Raw genomic sequence first — 22,782 nt, 5'->3', positions numbered from 1 at the left:
TGCACATCCTCGAAGAGCATCAGCACCGGACCTTGTCGCGCCAGCTCTTCGAGCTGCCGGAGCAGCGCATCGAAGGTCTTCTCTTTCTTACGCTGGGGCGTCAGTTGGAGAGGCGGGAAACGGCCTTCGGTCGGCAACGACAGCAGCTCGGCCAKCAGCGCCACGTCCTCCGGCRAGGCCGGGGCAAGCARGGCYGCAAGCTTRTCCAGCTTCCTCTCAGGTGGGTCGTCGCGCTCCAACCCGGCGGCACGTTCTAGCTGCGCAATGGTCGGGTGGAGCGCGCTGTCTTGATGGTGCGGCGAACAGAAATAGCGCAAGCKGGTGTGTGGCTCATTCTGGAWCCGCTCCTGCAAGGTGACGGTGAGGCGCGACTTTCCGATGCCGGGCTCACCTGAGAGCAGCACCACACGACCTTCACCACTTTTCGCGCGATGCCAGTGGCGCTGCAGCAGGTCGACCTCCTCATCACGCCCGACMAGCGGCGTGGGCGCCGTCCCATGCAGCGCCTCGAACCGGCTTTCGACAGCGCTCTCACGAAACACTTGATAGGGATGGATCGGCTCCGGAAAGCCTTTCACCTCGACGGCGCCAAGATCGCGATATTCGAAAAGATCGCCGACCAGTTGCCGCGTTTGAGGCCCGATCACGACCGCGTCTGGTTCGGCAAGAGCTTGCAGGCGGGCGGCGAGGTTCGGCGTCTCGCCCACGACGCCGCGCTCTTGCCCTTCGCCGGCGGTGATCAGATCGCCGACGACGACTTGTCCGGTGCCGATGCCGACACGAACCCGCAATGGCTCGGGGTCTGGGAGTAGCCTAACGGCATTGACAAGAGCAAGGCCAGCGCGCACCGCCTGCTCGGCGGCGTTCTCGTGCGCCTGCGGGTAGCCGAAATACACCAAAACTCCGTCGCCCATATACTTAGCAACAAAGCCGCCGAAGTGGGCGACCGTATCGGCGACACAGCGGTGATACGCTCCGATGGTCTCACGCAGGTCCTCGGGATCCAGACGCGTCGCCAGCGCCGTCGAGCCGACGAGATCCGCGAACATGACGGTCAGCTGTCGACGCTCCGCGCTTAGCTCCGGGATGCGGCTCTGAGCCGCGACGTCATCGGTGTTCGCGTCGAGATGGCTTGATGACGACCCCAGCCCCACTACCGCCTTGCGGAATCGCTTGCGATGACCGAGGAGCATACCGAGCTTCTCGAGGTCGGCATCGGTCAGTTCCGGCAGGACTTCCGCGTCGATCGCGTTGTCGCGAAATGCCTGCTCGTATTGCTGGAGGCCGAGGCCTCGCAACCATGCGGCAACGTCCAAACAGCTCTCCCAAGCCTGAATTCGGGTCCCTCAGCCGCAATATTAACTCAGATGCCAGGGAAATGCTCTAGACCCGGATTTCTGTCGAAGCTGGAGGTCCCTCTCGTGAAGAATTGGGGGCTTGGAGTCCGACATTGTGACCGCGGCGGTGACAGCTTCTGGCAGCAAAGCGGCCGATACGCTCCTAGTGATCACTCGGCGTTAGGGACTCTTCCATAAATGATATTCTGCGACTTCAATCGTCGACTCGGTGCCGACCAACACTCGGCGCCAGACAATGAGCGTCGTGTTTGGGCCGGGAGCCCCATGTGTGGAATACTTCTTCGGTCTGGGATACACATCGGCATGCCCGATCAGAACCGGTGACTTGTGGACCAGGTATCGCAATCTGCTTCAGGCGGAGTGCTCAAAATGGACGGCTATATCAGCAACATTGTTCGACTTCGCCCCTCGATGACCCGGGCTCAAGTCGACGCGATCTTCCCGAAAGAGAGTTGGGCCGAACATGCGCGCGGCGGAAAGTTCGGCGTAGAATTCGGCTACGGGCAACCCGCACACAACGATCCTAGTGGGATCGCCAGCGACAACATCGTCGAACGGATCGACTTCAGAGCCCCTTTTCCGAAAACCCTCCGTCTCTACGGGTTCGCGGTCGGTATGGCGCGATCGGACGCCGAAAGCGAGATCGCCAAGCTCGGACTTAACACGATGGAAATCACTCACCCTGATGTCCGATATCTCATCGGGAACACGGCGGACGGCTTTGAAATCATGCTGATGTTCAGGAAAGCGGCTGGCGAGACGCCATCGTATCTTGAGCAATTGAGCATCTTTCAGCCCGGTCATTCGAAGATCATGGATGCTCGACGGGCGTTCTGGAAGGAGAGGGCTGAGAAGGAAAGAATACAACGGGAGCTCGCCAATGCCTGGAAGCGAATAACCGACGATGACGACGCCATGCTCCTGACCTGGGCGAAACATTGTCAGCCATGGACCGACTACTCCGCCAGTGAATTTGTGCGTTATGCAGATTGGCTACGCCGAGCCGATCCCGATCAACGCCATGTGGCGGCGCTGAGTTGGAACTGGGATTACGGCCTTGCACCGCTGCTCTGGATCAGCCGACGAGAAGACTGCGATCTGGCAACGGCCTTGCATATTTTCTTTGGTAGTGGCCCAGAAAATTATTTGCAGTTCGGAGGTGACCGGTCGATCGCTGCGGAGAAGTATTCAGACTTGATGACCTACGACATGATGATGGACATCAAAGGTCGAATAGAACGAGGCTTTTATGAGCGCTCGGCGATTCACTTCGATTTGTCGAAGAACCTCGAGATCTTGAGTCGGTACAAGCCGACCCCCACTCAGCTGGCGGCGGTACTCCCTGCTAACCTCCCGACCACCGGGGCGGGACGCCACATTACGCGCGAAAACGGGTTCGGAGGTTTGGATATGCCAGCGTTCCGGATCAACTGATCTCTAGGATAAAGCCCAGCCTGCCTCCTATGCGACTTTGCTCCGCGCGCACTCGGCGCTCATACTCTTCCATAAATGATGTTCCGCGACTTCGACGACAGCTTTGCGCCGCATGTCAGCCATAGAGCGTTACCTTGCCTCATCCTGAAAGCAGGCGTCGTTGACGATAGACAGAAGGTCTTCGTTGCCCGATTTCTTGCGCGACGTCCGCCCGACGGAGAAACCAAGCGGTTGGCCTCATAGCGCGGAACATAGTAGGCAGCTAAGAGGGCTCCAGCTCGCCAGGTGGGGTCAGCAACAGTAGCATTTCAGTATAAGTTTAGTGCTGGTGGGGCGTATAAATGCCGGCGGGAGGGGAATGTTCATGCGCATACGCCGCGTAGCAATAGAAAATTTCCGGGGTGTGTCGAGCGGGGTCGTCGATCTGCCGGGCCACACGCTGCTAGTAGGTGACAACAATGCCGGCAAGTCCACGATGTGCGAAGCGCTCGAACTCGCGCTCGGCACGGAGCGACTTTTCCGGCGTCCGATCGTTGATGAGCACGACTTCCACAACGGCGAGTATCTGCACGATGGGAAGCCGGTCGTCATTCGCATCGAGGTGATCCTCCTCGGGCTGCCGGAAGAAACGCAGCGCAAGCTTTTTTCGAAGACGCGGCCTTGGAGTGAATCCAAGGGCGGCTTCGTCGACGTGCAGGGCGTTAAACCTTCCGATCTGGACGGAGACGATATCGAACGCGCGCTGCCCGTCGTCTTTATGGGTTGGTACGATCGCAAACTCGATGATTTCGACGCAAGGACCTACTTCGCCCATCCACCGACCGGGAAACTCGAGGAGGAAGCCGAAAGGCCGGGCGACGGCCTCGAAGCATTTGGGCGCGAATGGAAACAAAAATGCGGGTTTATCTATCTTCGCACGCTCCGGACCGGTCGCCGAGCGCTCAGCCTCGAACGCGGATCGCTTCTCGATACGATCCTGCGGCTGGGCTACACGGGCAGAGAGTCGATGTGGGAGGATACCCTTGGCCGCCTGCGCGAGTTCACACCTCCCATCGGCTCCATCTCACAGCTCAAGACGATCCGCGATCAGGTGCGCAAGCGCATGCAGCGCTTCATCGGCCTTGCAGATCATGAAGACGCAACCGCGTTCTTTGCCTCCGATCTGACGCGGGAGAACCTGCGCGAGGTCGTGCAGTTCTTCGTCCGATCGAAAGGAAGCGACTACTCTGTGCCGTTCCACCGGCTTGGAACCGGCTCGATCAATACCCTGGTGTTTGCACTTCTCACTCATATTGCCGATCTTCGCGGCAACGAATCCGTTATATTCGCAATGGAGGAGCCGGAGATCGCTTTGCCGCCCCACACGCAGCGGCGTGTAACGCGCTACCTACGCGCGAAGATGGGGCAGGCGATCGTCACCTCGCACTCGTCACATGTCATCAATGAGTTCGAGGTCGGTGAAATCTTGGCGATCGGCCGCTCAGCGAAACACGTGTTGGAAGGAACGCCCCTTCCCAAGGAGGGGATCAGATATAAGGCAATCCGGCATCACAAATTGCAGCTCGCCGATGTCGTCCTGTCTAGAGCCGTTATCGCAGGGGAAGGACCGACCGAGGTCGCGGCTGTCATGGCGACCTCCGAAGCGCTTGAAAAATATGCGCCCAAGGGAAGCTACGAACCTTTGGACCTGACCGGCGTCACCCTCTTCGATGTGGGCGGGCAAGGTGATGTGCCGAAATGGGGACCTGTGTTTTCGAGCCTGCGGAAGCGGGCTTTCGCTTTCCACGACAGGCCCAAGACCGCTTGGACCGACGATCAGAAAACGAAACTCGCGCTTTTCGAGGTCAATTGCGAAACTGCTTACAACGGTATCGAGGCGCTTCTTGCCGCTGAGGTGTCCATCGGCGCTCAGAAGAGTTTCCTCGCCGAAGTGTCCACTTGGCCCGACTACCCACAGCATCGCGGCACCCATACAGCTGCTTCGACCGACGCGGAAGTGCGCGACAAGACCATGGCCGTGCTGATCGACCGCAAGGGCGATGCATTTGCCCGTCGTCTGATCGAACACTGTCCGGCGCTGGACGCGTTGCCCAAGACAATTGTCGATTTCCTCAAACAGGTGCATGAGACTATGAAGCTCCCCTCGCTGGAGGATGAGGCCGAGATCGTGACGGTTTCACCCACCGCGAAGCCGCAGGGCGATGCCGGCGCGGCGCCGGAGGGCGGCACTCCCGGATGAAGTTTGAGATCGATCAGAAGCGGCAAGGCGTTATTGCCGAGCCCGGACATGTGCTTGTGTTGGGCGGCCCCGGTTCGGGTAAAACCACGCTTGCGATTTTGAAAGCTCATGCGCGCATGGCGAGACTCTTGCCGGGCCAGAATGTGCTGTTTTTGAGCTTTTCGCGCGCGGCCGTGCAGCAGATCCTTTTGCGCTGCAAGGACATTCTCTCGTCGGAGGAACTGCGGCGGATCGAGGTCAAAACCTACCACGCCTTTTGCTGGGACCTGCTTCGCGCGCACGGGCAGGCCTTGCGCGGATTTCCGCTTTTGATGATCACACCGGGAACCGAAAGCGTGATGCGCACGCAATTTTCCGGTGATTGGCGGCGCGAGCGCCGCAGGCTTCTCGATGAGGAAAGCCGCATCTCTTTCGACGCGTTCGCCCACGCCGCAGCCCGCTTAGTGGAGGAGAGCAAGGTGCTCCGCGAAGGCGTCGCTGATCTCTACCCGTTTGTGATTCTTGACGAGTTTCAGGACACCGACGACGACCAATGGCGTTTGGTAGATGCGTTGGCAGCGGCGACTAATTGCGTGTTTCTCGCTGATCCCGATCAACGCATTTATACCTTTCGCGAAGGTGTTTGCTCCGAGCGTCTCGATGTTCTTCGCGGCAAGATCGCGCTCAAGGAGACAGACCTCCAGACCGACAATCACCGCAGCAAGTTATCTGACGTCCTTCGGTACGGAGACGCGGTCGTGCGCGCCACGGCACCAACGCCGGCATGCCGCGACGTGTTCGTTGCATCCTACCGGCCGTTCGAAAATATGTTCAATTCCTCCGTCAGCTTTTATGTCGCGACGCTACTTAGCGAACTGCGTCGCCGCGGTATCACCGAGCCTACTGTGGCCGTTCTTGCGCCAAGTAATGATCTGGTCGCAGATATTTCTGACGCGCTTTCCGCGCCGCGAAACTTCAGCGGCAAAGCCTATGGTCCTGTAGTGCACGAAATCGCATGGGACGCTGAGCTATCGATTGCGGCCGCACTTTGCGTGGCATCCCTCCTTGAGCAACGATCCGATTTCTGTGCTGCCACCCGCAAAGCCTCGCTTTCGCAGGCCGCCTCCTACTGGCTGCAAAAGAAGGACTGGTGCGAACAACAGCCGCGCGACGGGGCGATCTCGAGCGGAAAGCGCGCCGCAACATTGCAGTCGGCCTGCGTGCAGATCGACACCGGCAAGGCAATTCGTGCTAGCGCCGCATGTCTTCTGGCGGGCCATGCCACGCCTCTTACTGGCGACCCAGTCATTGACTGGGCAGCCTGCCGAGCCCTGCTGGCAAGTCATAAAGACTTGCAGGAGCTCGCATCGCAATCCCGCATGGTAGGCGTGGCCAGCGCCGTCGACCCAATCGCGCTCGCGCTTGGCCGCGTCTGGGCCGCCTCCGGAGACTACTCCGATGCTGTTCGCATCGTCTCCGGCATTCTCGACCAGCAGCGCCTGATCGGTGCCGACAAGCCGCCGCGTGGTTGTGTAGTCATGACCCTCCATAAGTCAAAAGGCAAGGAATTCGACGGGGTTGTGATCGTTGAAGGATTCCGAGGGGGAGAGCTCCTGCGGCCTCGCGAAGCACCGGACTTTGGGGATAGCAGACGAGTCTTGCGCGTCGGTGTCACACGAGCGCGTCACCTGGTGCGGATAATCAGGCCGCAAGGTGCACCTTCATTCTTCGGCCCGTAGATATGCACTGGGATCGAGAAGGTGTACCACGAAAGGGCTGGAGCTGCGACCGGGTCACGGACCTGGGCACAGCCGACGGCCGCTGCCAGATCTGAGGGCGCGAGGAGATTCGCTACGTCCATCGGCTCGCATGCGTTTGGACCGGACGCGAACTAAAGCCCGGTAATCTGCTTCAGGCTCTGTAGATCTGCGAGCAGCTCTTCGCGCATTTTGGTCGTGTAAATCCGCGCGATCTTTCCTTGGTTCTGCCGGTCGACAATCTTTTTGAGATCGGCCTGGCGCGCCTTCCACGTCATTCCGTCGGTCACGAACAAGAGATAGCTGTCACGACGCGACGCATCGATGATCGCGTCAAGGTCTCCGATGATATCGGTCATCTTCGATCCCGTAGCGCCATAACCCTTGACCTCAATGACAATCCGCGGCCGCGAGCGATCGGGCACGGCGACGTCGCACTTGGCGGTCCTGCCATCAGCGCCAGTGAAGGTGCAGCGCGTCTCATAAGCCTCACCGAATACTTCACGGACCATTGCTTCGGTGAAATCCTCAAGCCCGCGCCCGCGCCGCTGTCCCGAAATCGCCGACCCACGCCCCGAGCGCAGCCGCTCGACCAAGATGTCGCTCCAAACTGGTTGATAGTTGATTGTCGCTGCCATTGCGTCGGGCAAACCAAGCCGTTCAAGCGCCGCGAGATAAGCTTCGCAGTCCTTGGTATATCGCGTGACCCCGATGCCGCCCGGACCGAGTTCGCGCTTGAGTTCACCCTCCATACTGTCCTTTGAAAGCGCGAGAAACAGCCGGGCGCACAAAATGCCCTCCTCGAAATCACCATCGAGCAGCGCCGCCAAGTCGGCGCGGTCGTACTGTTCTCTCTTGGGAAATTTGGTCAGGCGTGCGATCGCTTGGGCCGCGAGTTCGTCCATCCACTCGACGTTCAGCGGGCTTAGGCTGTCGAGGACTTCGTCGAGCGTCTGGTCGCGCGCCTGCATCAACGCCCTACGATCAGATATTCGGTTGCGGCGGCGCGCTCGACCCCGGCGTGGGTGCCAAAGTGATAGCGATGCGGCTTGGTGAAGACGCGGATGCTCGACTTGTAGCGCTTGAGCAGCGACTCGATCTGCTCAAGATCGGGAAAGCTGTTCGAACTGTAGGACAAAGCTATCGTACTGCCCTTGAATTTGGCGAACATGCGATCGAACGCGTCGAGCGCGGTGCGGCGATAGCTGAATGGCGTGTACCGCTTCGCGATCTTCTTGACCTTGGTATTGAGATCGACCGGCAAATCCTGCCAATAGCAAGAGAGCCCTTCGAGGAAGTGATAGCGCTTGATGTAGCAATTATCGTCTGAGCGCGGGACATAGGGGGGGTCAAGGTAAACCAGGTCGACCTTGCGTGGCGGCAGGTCGAACAAATCCGAGCGCTGGGCCTGGTTACGCCGGCCATTGTCGAACACCGCGTTATTATAGACTTCGATCTGCTCGAGGAAATGCTCTTCGATCGAGAGCTTGAGATCGCGGCGGCCATCGTCGTAGCGCGACAGATCGCCCGAGATGGTGAACACACCGCGCGGCTGGCGCTTGAGGCAAGAGCGGAACAGCGCGGCGAAGGCGAGCGCTTGTTGATGGGGGTTATCGAGCTCAGGGATATTGCCGGAGACTCGGTCGAGGAAACGCAGGTCCTCGGGCGTGTAGAACACTTTATTGAAGGTGCGCTCGATGAAGTCATGCGCCGAAGGCGCCGGATCGAGCAGTCGCTTAATTGCCTTGCCGTCGAGATGAACCTGGTTGTTCTCGATCGTGGCGCGCGCGACCGTGGTGGTGAAGTTGAGGAAATCCGACGCGATCACCCGGCGGCCCATAGACTTCATAAGGTAGCTGACCGAGCCGGTTCCCGAAAACGGGTCGAGTGCGCTTTCGAAGTCGAGCGAGTCGAGAGTTTCGAAGATCCACGGCAGCAGCCGCGTCTTCGAGCCCATATAGCGCAGTTCGGGATAGGCAGCGGCGCGTGCGGGTATCGCCGACGGCGGCCCCGCCGAACCGCGGCGCAGCGCAACGACTGAAGCCCCGGGCAGAGCGGCTATGGCAAGTCGCGGCATGCTACTTCCTTCCTCGAGGTGCGCAGATCGGAGCGGAGCAGTCCCTGATTCGAGAGAACAGGTGTAAGTCGGGGCTACGGCGAGCGTCAATCGTTGAACAGCCGCTTGAGGTCTTACTCACTTGCCGTCGCAACCTTCTGGACTAGCTTGCCGACGTCCCAAGTTTCGAACGGCACGCCAATCAGCGCCATCAATTCAGCGCTCAATATCGGATGGGCAATCCCTTCACGGCTCCAGTCGGGCTTTTTGTCATTACTAACGAGCACAACCTTGTCGAAGGGGACGTGCCGTGACTGCGCGATCAGGAGGCTATCAAGCATGTCCAGCCATACGAAAAAATCGCCATCGAGATCATCCTTGAAACCAGGAGGGGTCTTCGTTCGCTTGCGGTGCGCGGCCAATTCAGAGAAGAGATCGCGACGAACGTAGGAAATCACCGCCTTTTCCTGCAAGACTTCGAATAGGGACATCGTGCGACGCACCGTGCTGCCGTCATAGGCGTATCCAAACGACGTTCGAAACTCGTCGATCAGGACAGCGAACCGTTCGCCAAAATCTTGGAAATTCTCATCGACCTTAAGGACTTCCTTCTTCAGCTCCTCATACTTTTTGCTGATTCCCGTTGCTATCGAATCCGCGACGTTGAGATTGTTGTTCCAAAATTCCTGTATTGCTTGCCCAGGCAGGATCACGGGCGCCTCATGCCTGGAATTGAGATAGTCGATCACATCGACGTGCTGGCCCAGGCGCAAAAAGGCGCTAGAGTCGAGCACGATTGCCGTGCGAGGCAGGTCGACTTCGCGCGGCTCTGGCTTGTATGCGTAAACAAGCGCATCTAGTGCGGCGACCTCGACTGTGCGGTTGAGCACCCCGAGTATCTTCGCTTCCCGAAATTTGCGATCTACTGCGCTAGTCCGAGTACCAGAGCTCCCCAGCCGCCTCGGCCAAAGTTTTGCCAGCTTCGTCAACGGCTTCGGCATCCCATTCTTCCACAGCTTCGAGGGTCTCGCGCCACTCGCCGTCGGTAGCGTACGGGAGCAGTTCAGCCTTGAATTCACCCCAAGAGTTGATGTCCTTGGGTCGGCGTTCGAGGTCAGCTAGCAGCGTGTTGCCGATGGTCGCCCCCCAGTAGGCTCCGTCTTCTTCACTCATGCCAGTCCAGTAGTCTGCTTGGCGGGTCCAAATGAAGTGAAGGGTACCGGCATGTTCGGGTGTGCGGGTGTATTGGATAACTGAACGACGAACAAAAGCGAGAACGCTTTTGTTGAACGAACGAGTGGTCAGCTGGCGTACGAAATCGTCCTGCGGTGGATTAAGGTCGCGGAGATCTCCCACCACCGAGCGCCAATCCTTCGTCTCAGCGATCTTTCGAGCCGCCTCGCCGAATCTTCGCTCGACATTGCCCGTTCCGAGATTACCAACGACGATGCGTCGCACCACAAGGCGCAAGACATAGTCCATACCTGCCATTGCATCGGGCACCTTCGCGACCGCCAACAGCATTGGGCGCACGGCGATTACGCCCAAGCTGTTCAGGGCTGCAAAAACTTTGAGAGCGCCGGGTTCAGCCGGACCGTCCAGGCTGGGGTCAATCATCTGCAGATACAGCGGCTGCTGGTCGAGCAAGACCTCCATCAACTCAGGGACGGTCGGCGGCTCTTTCCCGAAGAAACGAAGCCGATTGGCGAGAAAGCCAAATAGATCTTTGGGAAGCACATGGCCAGCTTCAACCGTGACGGCGTGCCGGATAAATTGAACGAAGTTGTTGGACCCCTCATCCGCGAATCGGCGCTGGATACCTTGCCACTCGACATAGCGATCCAGCCGCTTGTTTTCTGGCGTCTGACTGAGAACGTAGTTCTTCAGAAGGTCAGCGGTGGTCAGCTCTTTCCCGCGCGTGTTGATTACTTCGTACACTTGATACGCAGACGATGAATCGGGATGGAGGAAGACAGCAAAATACAGGCGGTCCGTCAGAAACTTCGTCCACTTGCCGAGGCGTTTGAACGGATCTTGGGCGAGGTCCTCGCGCAGACGCTTCAGCAGAAAATCATAGGAGTCCGCCATTCGCGCAGACACCGACTCCTTGTCTTGGATCAGCGGCGGTCGTCCGATCTCTAAGATCGTCTGGAACGTCTCGTTGTCGCGGACATCGGAAAGCCGAACGCGCGGGTCAGTCTGATCAGAATCATAGTCGATGGCGCGGATAAAGTCGGCCAAGATACGGCCTGCGAGCGCGGATCGATCTCGCTTTAACGCCTCGTGATAGATCGCGTTTGCAAGCAGCGTAAGCGTGATTATCCTCTGCTGCCCATCGACGACATATTTGCGTTTATCCCCTTCAGTGAGGATTATCAGGCCAAGAAAATAGGAGTCTGCTTCAATATTATTCCGAAGGTCGGTCCAAAAATCCGTGACCTCATCCAAACCCCATGAATATTCACGTTGAAATGGCGGTATCTCGAATGTTGCATTGGACAGCAGGGCGCCCGCACTGCTTGCCGAAGCGTTTAGAGGCGTTTGCACAATGCTGTTTCCCAAGCGAACTATGGTAAGAGAAATACCCCGATCCCGACATCGGTAGCATGTCCACCGCATCGTTCAATAGCCAGTCTATCGAGACTCGCGATCGGGCCTACTGTATCCGACCAAAACGTCGCTTGGAACTTCGCGATTATCCTGCCTGAGCGGCGCGAATGACCGGCAGCGATCTGACACGCCGCGCCAAGAAGCTGCCTGGCAGCTTCCGGCCCAACTGTGGTCATTCGAGAACTAGAGGCGGATTGCGCTGGACTTCCTTGGAGCGGCAAGCATTGCTGTCGGGACCGAGACGACGTACCCCGCCTCGGTTTACAGCCCGCCCAGTGCGGGCCCCTGTCAGTACCGGCATCGGACGGTCCGAAGCCGGCACTGATGGAGAAAAGCAATGCGCTCTACTGAAATTGACCGGACGGAAAGCACCGGTGCTGGCGACCCTGAAAAAATCTCACTTCAAGCGGTAGCGAATCCGCCGAAGCGCCTTCGCAAGCAGACAGCCGCGCATGCGGAAGTCGCGAACAAAACTAAGGGCGCCAGGCCTGCGGACACGAAGACGGACACCGTCTTGAAAAAGCTTCGTTTGGCCAAGGGCACTACGATTGACGGGTTGATTGAGGCGACTGGCTGGCAGCCTCATTCGGTGCGCGGGTTTCTCTCTGGAATAGTGAAGAAGAAGTTCGGCCTAACTGTAGTCAGCGAAGTCGGCAAGGATGGTGTCCGGCGCTATCGGCTCGACAATAAGGCCAAGGCCGTTTGAAGCCATGGTCATTGACTCAAAGCTTCAACAGGAGGTCGCCGCGCTCGGCGACCTCTCTCGCGATGAACTCGCGGCTCGGTGGATCAAGACCTATGGGTGCACGCCGCCGAGCGGGGTGCGGCGCGAACTTCTGGTGAGAGCGGCCGCCTGGCATATGCAGGCAAAAAGGCTTGGTGGCTTGTCGACAGAGACAATGAAACGCATCGCTGAAGCGGTTCGAGAGGTTGGCATAGATGGACCAACGAAAGCGCTGAATTCAGCGTCGGGGACTTCCAATGACATGCAGGGCGCTGGCAAAAATGCTGGCACGGCTTCGAAGTCGCGTCGCTCGCTATCGAAGGGGGTTCGCCTCCTGCGCGATTGGAACGGCAAGACCCACGTCGTCGACGTGACCGCAGAAGGGTTTTTGTTTGAAGGAAAACTTCATCGGTCTCTCTCCGCCATCGCCCGCAAGATCACTGGCGCCCACTGGTCCGGTCCGAGGTTCTTCGGACTATGAGCAACCAGCAAAAACTGCGCTGTGCGGTCTACACCCGAAAATCCACCGAAGAGGGCCTTGAACAGGAATTCAACTCACTTGATGCGCAGCGCGAGGCATGCGTTGCCTTCATTGCATCGCAAATTGGTCTGGGCTGGAAACTCGTTCCCGACTTCTATGACGATGGTGGCATCTCAGGCGGGACGATGGAGAGGCCGGCTTTAAAACGCCTACTCCAAGACATTCGTGATAAACGCATCGATGTGGTGGTCGTGTACAAGATCGACAGGCTCACGCGATCGCTGATGGACTTTTCCAAGATCGTTGAGACATTCGATGCTCACAGCGTCTCCTTTGTTTCTGTTACCCAGCAGTTCAACACAACGACGTCGATGGGCAGGCTGACGCTCAACGTGCTCCTCTCATTCGCTCAGTTCGAGCGGGAAGTGACCGCAGAGCGCATCCGCGACAAGATCGCTGCATCCAGAAAGAAGGGCATGTGGATGGGTGGTACCGTTCCGCTCGGCTACCGTGCAGTTGATAAGAAGCTGGTGGTTGATGAAGCAGCAGCTACAATCGTCCGATCGATATTCCAGCGCTATCTGGAATTGAGGTCAGTGCTGGCCTTGGCAGATGAGCTCAATCAAAGCCAAACGGGAAAAGGATCCACGCCGCTTCGAGCCCGGGTCAGCCGTGGGCGACTCTATCACCTGCTTTCAAACCCTGTTTACATTGGCCAGGCTCGTCACAAAGACACATGCTATGACGGCGCTCACGAGCCGATCGTAGACGCGGAATTCTTTTCATCGGTTCAGGCACTGCTGAAGGAGCAAGGGCCGAAACGCCGATCGCGATCGAATGCCGCGGATCTGCATCTGCTTACAGGTCTCATCTTTGACGAAACCGGCGATCGGCTGAGCCCTGCCTATGCGAACAACCACGGCAAGCGCTACCGCTACTACGTCTCCAACCGGCTTAAGGTCACTCGACGCAAGGACGATACCGGCTGGAGAGTTCCTACCGATGAACTGGAAGCTATCGTCGATCAGCAACTGATTGCTTTGCTCAACGACAAATCGCGACTGGCTGCATGGATCGAGAAATACGCATCAAGGGATAAGATCGCGGGCGGTTTGAGCGCAGCGGACGGGCTCTTGAGCGACTCGCCATCACGTGAAGCGAAGCGTAGATCGATTGTCAAAACAGCGATCGCCAGGATAACGCTCTCGCCCGAGACCATCGAGTTCGAGATTGATCCTGCTGCGTTGGTGAGGGCGATCTCCCGATTAGAGGGCGCGGGTTCTGACACAAAGGACCGCCAGCAACCTGTCATCGCAGTGGAGACCCACAAGATCACAGTCGCATGCCAGATTCAGAGGCGTGGAAATGAGGCACGACTGATCATTGGAGACCAACCCAAACCAAGGAGGGCTCCTGATCCGATCCTCCTTAACCTCCTGGCCAGGTCTCACTCGATGCTGTCGGCGCTGACAAATGGCTCGGCTCGCAGCATCTCCGAACTCTCCAAAGCGACTGGCATCCATCGGGCCGACCTCAGCAAAGCTTTGCCCTTGGCCTTCCTCTCTCCGGCAATCGTGGACAACATTCTGGCAGGCAATCAACCTGTTAGCCTAACCGCCCGGCGGCTCGCTCGGCTCGCCGATCTTCCGGTTGATTGGAACCAGCAGCAGTCCCTCCTGGGCTTTTAGTCAAGCCTAAGTCCGCTCTGCTTTCCATCCGCAGCGGGACACCTAGGCGATCTCTCTGCATCTATTACGAAAACAATAGGGCTCGGAAACCCGGTCGGCGAGACGGGCCTTGAAAACTCGGCCGGTACAGAGACGGATTGCGCTGCTCAGCCCGACTGTTCGGGCAAGCCAGCGGCTAACTCACGGATAAGTCGAACGAATTCCGAGCCAGTCGAAATAGCCAATACTACCGGTGACTGAGTGGTGAACCGAGCAGGAATCGAACCGTTGACCTACGAGCGTTTCTAAGCCTCGGAAACCTTAATGAATTAGGCCCGGTTTTCGGACTTATGCAAAACAGAGACAAAATGGCGAAAATGCAGGAACAAGTGGTCAGAGCCGTCGTCGGCTGATGCGTATTGCATCACCCCGATCTTGGGGATGGTTCTCACAGAGATATCCACTAAGTCATTGATAAAAAAGACTGAATGGTGATCCCGACAGGAATCGAACCTGTGACCTACAGATTAGGAATCTGCCGCTCTATCCTACTGAGCTACGGGACCACGCGGCCAGACACATAGCCGCTTCGGATCGTTTCGCCAAGAGGCCGGCCGAAGGCAATTCGCCCAGCCCTTTGCGCGACTGGCGTCAGGCGGCGAGTGCCGTTTCCGCCAGTTTCACCCAATAGCTCATGCCGTGCGGGATGACCTCGTCGTTGAAGTCGTAGGCCGGGTGGTGGAGACCGGCGGTGTCGCCATTGCCGATGAAGATGAAGGCGCCGGGGCGGGCTTCCAGCATGTAGGAGAAATCCTCGCCGCCCATCACCGGCTGGATGCCGCGGTGGACATGTGCGTCGCCGGCGACACCGGCCGCGACATCGCTGGCAAACACCGTCTCTTCCGCATGATTGAACGTCACGGGGTAATTCGCCTGATAATCGACCTCGATCCTGGCGCCAAACGCGGTCGCCAGGCCGTCGCAGATGGCGCGGATGCGCTCTTCGGACTTTTTGGCGATTTCCTTGCGCAAGGTGCGCACGGTGCCGGCGATTTCGGCCGTCTCGGGGATGATGTTGTAGGCATCGCCGGCGTGGAACTTGGTCACCGACACCACCACCGCCTCGACCGGATCGGTGCTGCGTGAGGCGATCGTCTGCAGGGCGCCGACCAGCTGGCTGGTGATGACGATCGGGTCGATGGTGCCGTGCGGCATTGCCGCATGGCCGCCCTTGCCGCGCACGGTGATGGTGAACTCGGCCGTCGCCGCCATGATCGGGCCCGGGCGGATGGCGAACTGCCCGACAGGCAGGCCCGGCATGTTGTGCATGCCGAACACCTTGGAGATGTCGAAACGTTCCATCATGCCGTCCTTGACCATCTCGTTGCCGCCGCCGCCGCCTTCCTCCGCCGGCTGGAAGATCACCGCCACCGAGCCGGTGAAGTTGCGCGTCTCGGCAAGGTATTTCGCGGCGCCCAAAAGCATCGCCGTGTGACCGTCATGGCCGCAGGCATGCATCTTGCCGGGGATGGTCGAGGCATAGGGCTTGCCGGAGATCTCGTTGAGCGGCAGCGCGTCCATGTCGGCGCGCAGACCGATGGTGGGGCCTTCGCCCTGGCGGCCGCGGATGATGCCAACGACGCCGGTCTTGCCGAGGCCGGTCACCACGTCGTCGCAACCGAAGGCTTTCAGCTTGTCGGTGACGAAGGCAGCGGTCTTGAAGACGTCGAAGTTCAGTTCTGGCGTCTGGTGCAGATGCTGGCGCCAGCCGGCAACTTCGTCCTGCATTTCGGCGGCACGGTTCAGGATTGGCATGATGGTTCCATTTCGCTGTTGGGACAGGCGGGTGTTGTCCGCTGCCTTGCAATTGTGATCGTCAGGCACTTTGCCATGTTGGCGTCACATAGAGTAAATAGCACCGCAACGACGCAGTCCGGTTTTTGAGGGTCGGACTGCAGGGTGCTGGCGATCGCGTAACGAAATCTTACGGAGCCAGGGGTGACTACGGCAAGAGGCGATTTCGGATTTGATCATGCGGCACAGGCATTTCCTCAAACTATTCTCGGCTGGCGCAATCGTGCTGTCGGTCCTGGCCGGGTCGGCGCAGGCCAATCCGGTCGTTGTGTTCGACCTCAACAACGGCCAGATCCTGCAGCATCAGGATGCGTTCAAGCGCTGGTATCCGGCGTCGCTGAGCAAGTTGATGACCGCTTATGTGACCTTCCGGGCGATCGCGGCCGGCGAGGTCCAGCTCGATTCGCCGATCAAGGTCACGAAACACTCGGCCGCCGAGCCGCCAAGCAAGATGGGCTTCAAGCCGGGCTCGGTGATGCGGCTCGATAACGCGCTGAAGATGATGCTGGTCAAGTCGGCCAATGACATCGCCATGGCCGTCGGCGAGAATGTCGGCGGCTCACAGGCAGCCTTCGCCGAACGGATGAACGCCGAGGCGACCAGGCTCGGCATGAACGGCACGCATTTCGTCAATCCGAACGGGCTCTATTCGCCGGACCAGTACACGACGGCGCGCGACCTCGCCGTGCTGGTGATGGCCATCCGGCGTGAATTTCCGCAATATGCGCCGTGGTTCTCGATCGAGGGGCTTGCGGTCGGCAAGAAGGCGATTCCGAACTACAATCTGCTGATCGGCCGGTATCCCGGCGCCGACGGCATGAAGACGGGCTTCGTCTGCCCTTCCGGCTTCAACATGATCGGCTCGGCGACCCGCAATGGGCGCACGCTGGTGGCGGTCGTGCTTGGCGAGAAGTCGGCAATCACCCGCGCCGAGGCCGCGGCGAAACTGCTCGACCAGGGTTTTGACACGCAGGCCGCGGGCTCGGCCACCATCGCCACGCTGGCGCCTTATGGTGACACCGTGTCGCCCAACGACATGCAGGACGAGATCTGCAAGAAGAAGGCGCGGGCGGAGCAGTCCGAGGCACCGCCCGCCGCCGCTGCCGCCAAGGATGTGCCGAAATCGCCCTACCAGGAAAAGCTCGACCATGTGCCGACGCTGGTTGCCGTAGGCCTCGGCGGCGCCACCGGTCCGGCGCCGAAGGCCATGCTCGACCAGGGCGGCCAGGAGTATGCCGACGTGCCGATCCCGAGCTGGCGTCCCGACCAGCCGGCGCCGGCCGGCACAGGCCCGGTCGTTGCCGGTCCCGCCGCGCAAGGCGACCAGCCGGTCAAGGTTGCGAACTAGCCGGATGAGCGGCTTCCCGATCCCTGTCTCGGTGCTGACCGGTTTTCTCGGCGCCGGCAAGACGACACTGCTCAATCGGCTGTTGAAAGATCCGGCGCTGGCCGACACGGCGGTCATCATCAACGAGTTCGGCGAAGTGGCGATCGACCATCTGCTGGTCGAGCAGGCGTCCGACGGCATCATCCAGCTGTCGGACGGCTGCCTGTGCTGCACGGTGCGCGGCGAACTGGTCGACACGCTGGCCGACCTGGTCGACCGGCTGCAGACCGGCCGCATCGCCCGCCTGGCCCGCGTCATCGTCGAAACCACAGGGCTCGCCGATCCGGCGCCGGTGCTGCAGTCGATCATGGCGCATCCGGCACTGGTCCAGGCCTTCCGGCTCGACGGCGTCATCACGCTGGTCGACGCGGTCAATGGCAATGCCACGCTCGACGCGCATGTCGAGGCGGTCAAGCAGGTGGCGGTTGCCGACCGCATTGTGCTCAGCAAGGCCGATCTGGTCACCGATCCGCATGAATTGGAAACGCTGCGGGCGCGCCTGCGGCAGATCAATCCGGGCGCCGATTTGCTTGACGTTGCCGACACGAAGACAGGCGTGGCGGCGCTGTTTGATTGCGGTCTCTACAATCCGGCGACCAAATCCGCCGATGTGCGGCGCTGGCTGGGCGAGGCGCATGATCATGATCATCATCACGACCATGATCAGGAGCATGACCACGGCCACGGCCACGATCAGCGCGTGCGTTCCTATTCTCTGGTCCACGACGGCCCGGTGCCGTTTTCAGCGATCGAGATGTTTCTCGACCTGTTGCGCTCGGCACATGGCGAGCGTCTGCTGCGGATGAAGGGCGTCATCGAGCTCAGCGAAGACCCGTCGCGGCCGTTGGTGATCCATGGCGTGCAGAAGATCCTGCATCCGCCGGTGCAATTGCCGTCCTGGCCGGATGGCCAGCGCGGCACGCGGCTGGTGCTGATCACGCTCGACATGCCGGAAGACTATGTGCGTCGGCTGTTCGCCGCGTTCACCAACCGGCCGTCGATCGACACGCCCGACCGCGCGGCGCTGGAAAACAATCCGCTGGCGATCGCGGGGCGGTAAACTCTACGATTGCTGCTCGCCGCGCTCGACCAGAAAGCGATGACCGCCTGACACCGCCGCCGTTTCGACGAGATGGTGGCCGCTGTCGGAACAGAATGCCGGGATGTCAATGACGGCCAGCGGGTCGGTGGTTTCGAGCCAGAGCCGGCTGCCTGGCTGCATTCCGGCCAGCCGTTTCTTTGCTTTCAGCACAGGCAAAGGGCAGTTCAGCCCCTTGAGATCGTAGACGCTCGCAGGCTTGGCAAGCTTGTTTTCAAGCATGTCGTTGTCCCAAAACCGCTACGCACCTTTGGGTGACACGCATTGGCGAAAAGCCTCAACCGCCGAACATGCCGAGCAGCTTGTTCTTCAGTCTGGTGACCCTGCTCTCGTCGGCGTTCGCCGCCTGCGTTTCAGCTTCAGGCGCGGCCTCCATGGGGGCTGCGATTGTGGCGGTGGCGACAGGCGCTTCCTTGGCGGCCTTGGCCGCCTCTTTCTGGGCCTTGGCGGCTTCCTTCTCGGCCAGGGCCTGCGCCTTGGCGGCTTCCTTGGCTTGCCTGGCTGCCTGTATGGCGGCAAGCCTCTGCTCCTCGGCCTTCTGCTTGGCGGCTTTTTCGGCGTCGAGTGCCGCCATCTTGCGGCCGGCAGGCGAATCGATGCGGCCCATGCGCGCCGTCTCGGTCACCGAGCCATCGGTGTTGAGCGACGGCGGATCGATCGGCACACGCTCGCCGCGCGCCCGGCGCTTGGACCAGTCGGAGACGATGCTGGCTTCCTTGACGCCGGCGATGGTCGGCTTCGGCGGCGGCGCACTGGCCTTGAGCGCGCCGTTGAACGCCGCGTCATAGGTGCTCTGATAGGCGTTGTAGGCGCTCTTCAAGGAATCCGGTTGTGTGGTCGCCGGGCAGGTGCCGGTCGGATCAAATGTCTGGCCGTCGGCGGCGACCTGGTTGAAGACATAGCGCTTCTCGCAGACGTCGACCTTCGGCGGCACCTTGGTGACCTCGAAATTGTCGTAGCCAACCTTCAGCATCTTCCAGAACTCATAGTTCGGGTCGTTGCGGTAGCGCGCCATGTTAGCGGCGGTCATACGGAACGGAAAAGCCTGGATCTGGAATTCGGTCTGGCCCCCCTGGAAGGCATCGCGGCCAAAGGCATAGATCTGCTCGATCTGCGCATCGGTCATCGAATAACAGCCCGACGACGAGCAGGCGCCGTGCACCATCAGATTGGCGCCGGTGCGGCCATTGGCCCGGTCATAGGCATTGGGAAAGCCGATGTTGAAGGACAGATGATAGTTCGAGCGCGGGTTCATCTGCGACGGGCGCACCGTGTAGAAGCCTTCCGGCGCCTGGCGGTCGCCTTCGGTGTATTTCGGCCCGAGCTTGCCCGACCATTTGCAGATGTCATAGCTCGCCACCATGTCGTAGCGGCCGTTGGTCTTGGCCTTCCAGATTTCGAGCTTGCCCTCTTCCTTGAAGATACGGGCCATCACCGACGAGGTGCGCACCATGCCCTTGGACCTCATGTCGGCGAGGATCTTGTCGGGCAGCGGCTTGTTGGCCTCCGGGGCAAAATCCTTCATCGACGAATCGTTGCAGCCCGCAACGCCGAGGGCAGCGATCAGGATTCCAGTGCGGGCAAGCTTGGCGAACATGGCTGCGGATATCGTCTTTTCTCTGGCGCCAAGGCGATTCATGCCAAGGCTTCTGCACTGAACGTGTACGGACACTAAGCCCGTTAACCTTGAAAATTCCTTACCGCAAGTGTCGACGCGTCCCCCTGCGGCAGTCTCATTGAGCCGAATGCAGCGGCATTTTTGTGGCAAAAATGCTCCGTGCCGCCACATTGCGGCGGGCGGGGCAGGGCCTTGGTTTAGAGACTGCGGCCCATTGCCAGATATTTTTCGCGGCGCTGCTCGCGGAAGTCGGTGTTGGCGCCGGAAAAATCCTTCATCGTCTTGGCGATGAGGTCGCCGGTCGCGGCAATCACGGTTTCGGCGCCACGATGCGCGCCGCCGAGCGGCTCGGGGATGATGGCGTCGATGATCTTGAGCTCTAGAAGATCCTGCGCGGTGATCTTCATGTTGGTCGCCGCGTCCTTCGATCGTGTCGTGTCGCGCCACAGGATCGAGGCGGCGCCTTCCGGCGAGATCACCGAATAGATGGCGTGTTCGAGCATGTAGACGCGGTTGGCGGTGGCGATTGCGATGGCGCCGCCCGAGCCGCCTTCGCCGATGACCACCGAGATCGACGGCACTTTCAGGCCAAGGCAGGCCGAGGTCGAACGGGCAATCGCTTCCGCCTGGCCGCGTTCCTCCGCGCCGACGCCGGGATAGGCGCCGGCGGTGTCGACAAGCGTCAGCAGCGGGATATTGAAGCGGTCGGCGAGTTCCATCAGCCGCACCGCCTTGCGGTAGCCTTCCGGCCGCACCGAGCCGAAATTGTGCTTCAGCCGGCTGGTCGTGTCGGAGCCCTTTTCCTGGCCGATGATGGCCACCGGCTCGCCGCGGAAGCGGGCGAAACCGCCGACGATCGCCTGGTCCTCGCCGAAATTGCGGTCTCCGGCCAGCGGTGTGAAATCGTTGAACAGGCCCTTGATGTAGTCGACGCAGTGCGGCCGGTCGGGATGGCGCGCCACCTGCACCTTCTGCCACGGCGTCAGTGCCTTGTAGGCGTCGCGCAGCGCGTCGCGGGAGCGCTTCTCGAGACGGCTGATCTCGTCGCCGACATCGACCGCCTCGCCACTCTCGGCAAGCTTCTTCAGCTCGAGGATCTTGCCCTCGAGGTCCTGCACCGGCTTTTCGAAATCGAGGTAATTGTACATGCGTGAGCGGACCGATACGTCGGAAGGCGAGGACTGGCGGAACCCTGAAATCCAAGGCTCCGGGCGGTGGAACGTCGTCCTCACATAGCGATATGAGGCCTAGTCGGCAAGCGGATGATGATCGTTGACCAGCCGCACCAGCCGCTCTTCCAGCACATGGGTGTAAATCTGTGTCGTCGATATGTCGGCATGGCCGAGCAACTGCTGCACGGCCCTGAGATCGGCGCCGTTCTGCAGGAGATGGCTGGCGAAAGCATGGCGCAGCACATGCGGCGAGATCTTCGCGGAGGCGATGCCGGCCCTTGCCGCCAGCCCTTTCAGGTCGCGGGCAAAGACCTGGCGCGAGAGATAGCCGCTGTCCGAGGCGGCCGGAAACAGAAACGGACTGTCGGCGAAGGAAGGCACCTTGGCGCGGGCGGCAAGCCAGCTCCGCATCGCCGTGCGCGCCTTGGCCGATAGCGGCACCATGCGCTCCTTGTCGCCCTTGCCGCGCACCATGAAGAAACGGTCGTCGCGCTGCGCCACCGTCACCGGCAGGCCGACCAGCTCGGAAACGCGCAGGCCGGTGGCATAGAGCACCTCGACTAGCGCATGCAGGCGCAGTGCCGCCAGCCGATCGCCGTCGCCAGGCGCGGCATCGTTGCCGAGCCCGGGATCGCCGGCCTCAAGCGCTGCTCGGTCGATCAGCCGGCCGGTGTCGGCCTCGCTCATCGTCTTCGGCAGCGGGCGGCCTTTTTTCGGGCTGTCCAGCGTGCCGGTCGGGTCATCCGCGCGCAGGCCCTCGGCGTAGAGGAACTTGAAGAACTGGCGGATCGCCGACAGTTTGCGCGCCTGCGACGTTGGCGCGAAGCCACGCGCGGCGATATCGTCGAGATAGGTGCGGATTTCGGCGGCCGCGGCACTGGCAAGCCCGCCATCGATAGCGTCCGAAGCGTCTTCGAGGTCACGGCGATAAGAGGACAGCGTGTTCTCCGCGGCACCACGCTCGGCGCTCATCATTTCCAGGAAGGCTTCGATGCGGGCGGCGCTGTTCATTCAGCTTTTCTTGGGATTGAGCTTTTCGGGAGGGATGCGCACGGTCATTTCCGCCTTCCTGGGCTCGACGAACATAACCAGTGCGAACATCGTACCATAGGCAATGCCGGCCAGAATCGCGAGGATCACGACAAAGCGAAACAGTGTCGGCATCAATTTTCGCCCGTCTTCTTGTTCTGCGTTTCCAAACCCTGTGCCCTTATGGGACGCCAATCCGCCCAATTCAAGGAAGAAGCTGAGGTCTGTTAGCAACTTCTGATGCGGCACGGCCAAGCCATATTAGGCCCAGGCTGTTCGCCAAGCTTGACGAAAACGGGCTTTTCATGTCGATACGCC

19 protein-coding genes and 1 tRNA gene are annotated in these 22,782 nt (G+C 60.1%); 8 read left to right on the top strand and 12 right to left on the bottom strand.

What is annotated here, in order from left to right:
- Window positions 1–1,316, bottom strand: a 1,316-nt coding sequence (locus AC1DZU_RS29150) for an adenylate/guanylate cyclase domain-containing protein (protein ID WP_477290067.1), incomplete at its 3' end; no start/stop codon positions are given.
- A gap of 411 nt (window positions 1,317–1,727) precedes the next feature.
- On the opposite strand from AC1DZU_RS29150, the gene AC1DZU_RS29145 reads away from it, so the two are divergent.
- From AC1DZU_RS29145 to AC1DZU_RS29135, 3 genes are all read left to right on the top strand, one after another.
- On the top strand, window positions 1,728–2,792 hold the full coding sequence (locus AC1DZU_RS29145) for a DUF4274 domain-containing protein (protein ID WP_477290065.1): 1,065 nt from the start codon (window positions 1,728–1,730) through the stop codon (window positions 2,790–2,792).
- A gap of 358 nt (window positions 2,793–3,150) precedes the next feature.
- Window positions 3,151–5,031 carry an ATP-dependent nuclease gene (locus AC1DZU_RS29140; protein ID WP_477290063.1) on the top strand — a complete coding sequence of 627 codons (1,881 nt, stop codon included), beginning with the start codon at window positions 3,151–3,153 and terminating at the stop codon, window positions 5,029–5,031.
- Window positions 5,028–6,749: a UvrD-helicase domain-containing protein gene (locus AC1DZU_RS29135; RefSeq protein ID WP_477290061.1), complete on the top strand. Its 1,722-nt coding sequence runs from the start codon at window positions 5,028–5,030 to the stop codon at window positions 6,747–6,749. The genes AC1DZU_RS29140 and AC1DZU_RS29135 overlap by 4 nt, the downstream gene beginning before the upstream one ends.
- A gap of 152 nt (window positions 6,750–6,901) precedes the next feature.
- Here the strand turns inward: AC1DZU_RS29135 and AC1DZU_RS29130 are convergent, their stop codons facing one another.
- From AC1DZU_RS29130 to AC1DZU_RS29115, 4 genes are read right to left on the bottom strand one after another with little or no spacing between them, the layout of a single operon-like run.
- The gene (locus AC1DZU_RS29130) at window positions 6,902–7,738 is read right to left on the bottom strand and encodes a DpnII family type II restriction endonuclease (protein ID WP_477290059.1); all 837 of its coding nucleotides are present in this window, start codon (window positions 7,736–7,738) and stop codon (window positions 6,902–6,904) included.
- On the bottom strand, window positions 7,738–8,934 hold the full coding sequence (locus AC1DZU_RS29125; RefSeq protein ID WP_477290057.1) for a DNA adenine methylase: 1,197 nt from the start codon (window positions 8,932–8,934) through the stop codon (window positions 7,738–7,740). Before AC1DZU_RS29125 ends, AC1DZU_RS29130 begins: the two co-directional genes overlap by 1 nt.
- A gap of 23 nt (window positions 8,935–8,957) precedes the next feature.
- Complete coding sequence (locus AC1DZU_RS29120) at window positions 8,958–9,713, bottom strand: hypothetical protein (protein WP_477290055.1); 756 nt, start codon at window positions 9,711–9,713, stop codon at window positions 8,958–8,960.
- A gap of 40 nt (window positions 9,714–9,753) precedes the next feature.
- On the bottom strand, window positions 9,754–11,370 hold the full coding sequence (locus AC1DZU_RS29115) for a DUF262 domain-containing protein (RefSeq protein WP_477290053.1): 1,617 nt from the start codon (window positions 11,368–11,370) through the stop codon (window positions 9,754–9,756).
- A 400-nt stretch (window positions 11,371–11,770) separates the two neighbouring features.
- Here AC1DZU_RS29115 and AC1DZU_RS29110 point away from each other — a divergent pair, with 400 nt between their 5' ends.
- The 3 genes from AC1DZU_RS29110 to AC1DZU_RS29100 are packed head-to-tail and all read left to right on the top strand — an operon-like array spanning window position 11,771 to window position 14,326.
- On the top strand, window positions 11,771–12,139 hold the full coding sequence (locus AC1DZU_RS29110) for a DUF3489 domain-containing protein (protein ID WP_477290051.1): 369 nt from the start codon (window positions 11,771–11,773) through the stop codon (window positions 12,137–12,139).
- Between the two features lie 4 nt (window positions 12,140–12,143).
- On the top strand, window positions 12,144–12,638 hold the full coding sequence (locus tag AC1DZU_RS29105) for a DUF2924 domain-containing protein (protein ID WP_477290049.1): 495 nt from the start codon (window positions 12,144–12,146) through the stop codon (window positions 12,636–12,638).
- Window positions 12,635–14,326: a recombinase family protein gene (locus AC1DZU_RS29100; protein WP_477290047.1), complete on the top strand. Its 1,692-nt coding sequence runs from the start codon at window positions 12,635–12,637 to the stop codon at window positions 14,324–14,326. Before AC1DZU_RS29105 ends, AC1DZU_RS29100 begins: the two co-directional genes overlap by 4 nt.
- A 468-nt stretch (window positions 14,327–14,794) precedes the next feature.
- Here AC1DZU_RS29100 and AC1DZU_RS29095 read toward each other — a convergent pair.
- Together AC1DZU_RS29095 and AC1DZU_RS29090 are read right to left on the bottom strand one after the other, a co-directional pair.
- Window positions 14,795–14,871, bottom strand: a tRNA-Arg gene (locus tag AC1DZU_RS29095).
- An 85-nt stretch (window positions 14,872–14,956) separates the two neighbouring features.
- The gene (locus tag AC1DZU_RS29090) at window positions 14,957–16,120 is read right to left on the bottom strand and encodes a M20 aminoacylase family protein (RefSeq protein ID WP_477290045.1); all 1,164 of its coding nucleotides are present in this window, start codon (window positions 16,118–16,120) and stop codon (window positions 14,957–14,959) included.
- Window positions 16,121–16,337: 217 nt separating this feature from the next.
- Between AC1DZU_RS29090 and AC1DZU_RS29085 the strand changes: the two genes are divergently transcribed.
- On the top strand, window positions 16,338–17,507 hold the full coding sequence (locus AC1DZU_RS29085; protein WP_477290043.1) for a D-alanyl-D-alanine carboxypeptidase family protein: 1,170 nt from the start codon (window positions 16,338–16,340) through the stop codon (window positions 17,505–17,507).
- A gap of 4 nt (window positions 17,508–17,511) precedes the next feature.
- Window positions 17,512–18,606, top strand: coding sequence for a CobW family GTP-binding protein (locus AC1DZU_RS29080; RefSeq protein ID WP_477290041.1), 1,095 nt, complete (start codon window positions 17,512–17,514; stop codon window positions 18,604–18,606).
- A 3-nt stretch (window positions 18,607–18,609) separates the two neighbouring features.
- Here AC1DZU_RS29080 and AC1DZU_RS29075 read toward each other — a convergent pair whose 3' ends face one another.
- The 5 genes from AC1DZU_RS29075 to AC1DZU_RS29055 form a co-directional block, all read right to left on the bottom strand.
- Window positions 18,610–18,867: a sulfurtransferase TusA family protein gene (locus AC1DZU_RS29075; protein WP_477290039.1), complete on the bottom strand. Its 258-nt coding sequence runs from the start codon at window positions 18,865–18,867 to the stop codon at window positions 18,610–18,612.
- Window positions 18,868–18,922: 55 nt separating this feature from the next.
- Window positions 18,923–20,242 (bottom strand): L,D-transpeptidase family protein, encoded by a 1,320-nt coding sequence (locus AC1DZU_RS29070; protein WP_477290072.1) that lies wholly within the window; start codon window positions 20,240–20,242, stop codon window positions 18,923–18,925.
- Between the two features lie 218 nt (window positions 20,243–20,460).
- A complete protein-coding gene (locus AC1DZU_RS29065) occupies window positions 20,461–21,411 on the bottom strand; it encodes an acetyl-CoA carboxylase carboxyltransferase subunit alpha (RefSeq protein WP_457154042.1) in 951 nt (316 codons plus the stop codon).
- 99 nt (window positions 21,412–21,510) lie between these two features.
- Window positions 21,511–22,446: a site-specific tyrosine recombinase XerD gene (locus tag AC1DZU_RS29060; RefSeq protein ID WP_477290036.1), complete on the bottom strand. Its 936-nt coding sequence runs from the start codon at window positions 22,444–22,446 to the stop codon at window positions 21,511–21,513.
- Window positions 22,447–22,599 (bottom strand): histidine kinase, encoded by a 153-nt coding sequence (locus tag AC1DZU_RS29055; RefSeq protein ID WP_184876125.1) that lies wholly within the window; start codon window positions 22,597–22,599, stop codon window positions 22,447–22,449.
- Window positions 22,600–22,782 lie beyond the last annotated feature (183 nt).

It is taken from the genome of Mesorhizobium sp. P2_A12 (assembly GCF_056405075.1).
Note: the sequence above shows the minus strand (reverse complement) of the source record. Positions and strands in the feature narration are given on the sequence as shown.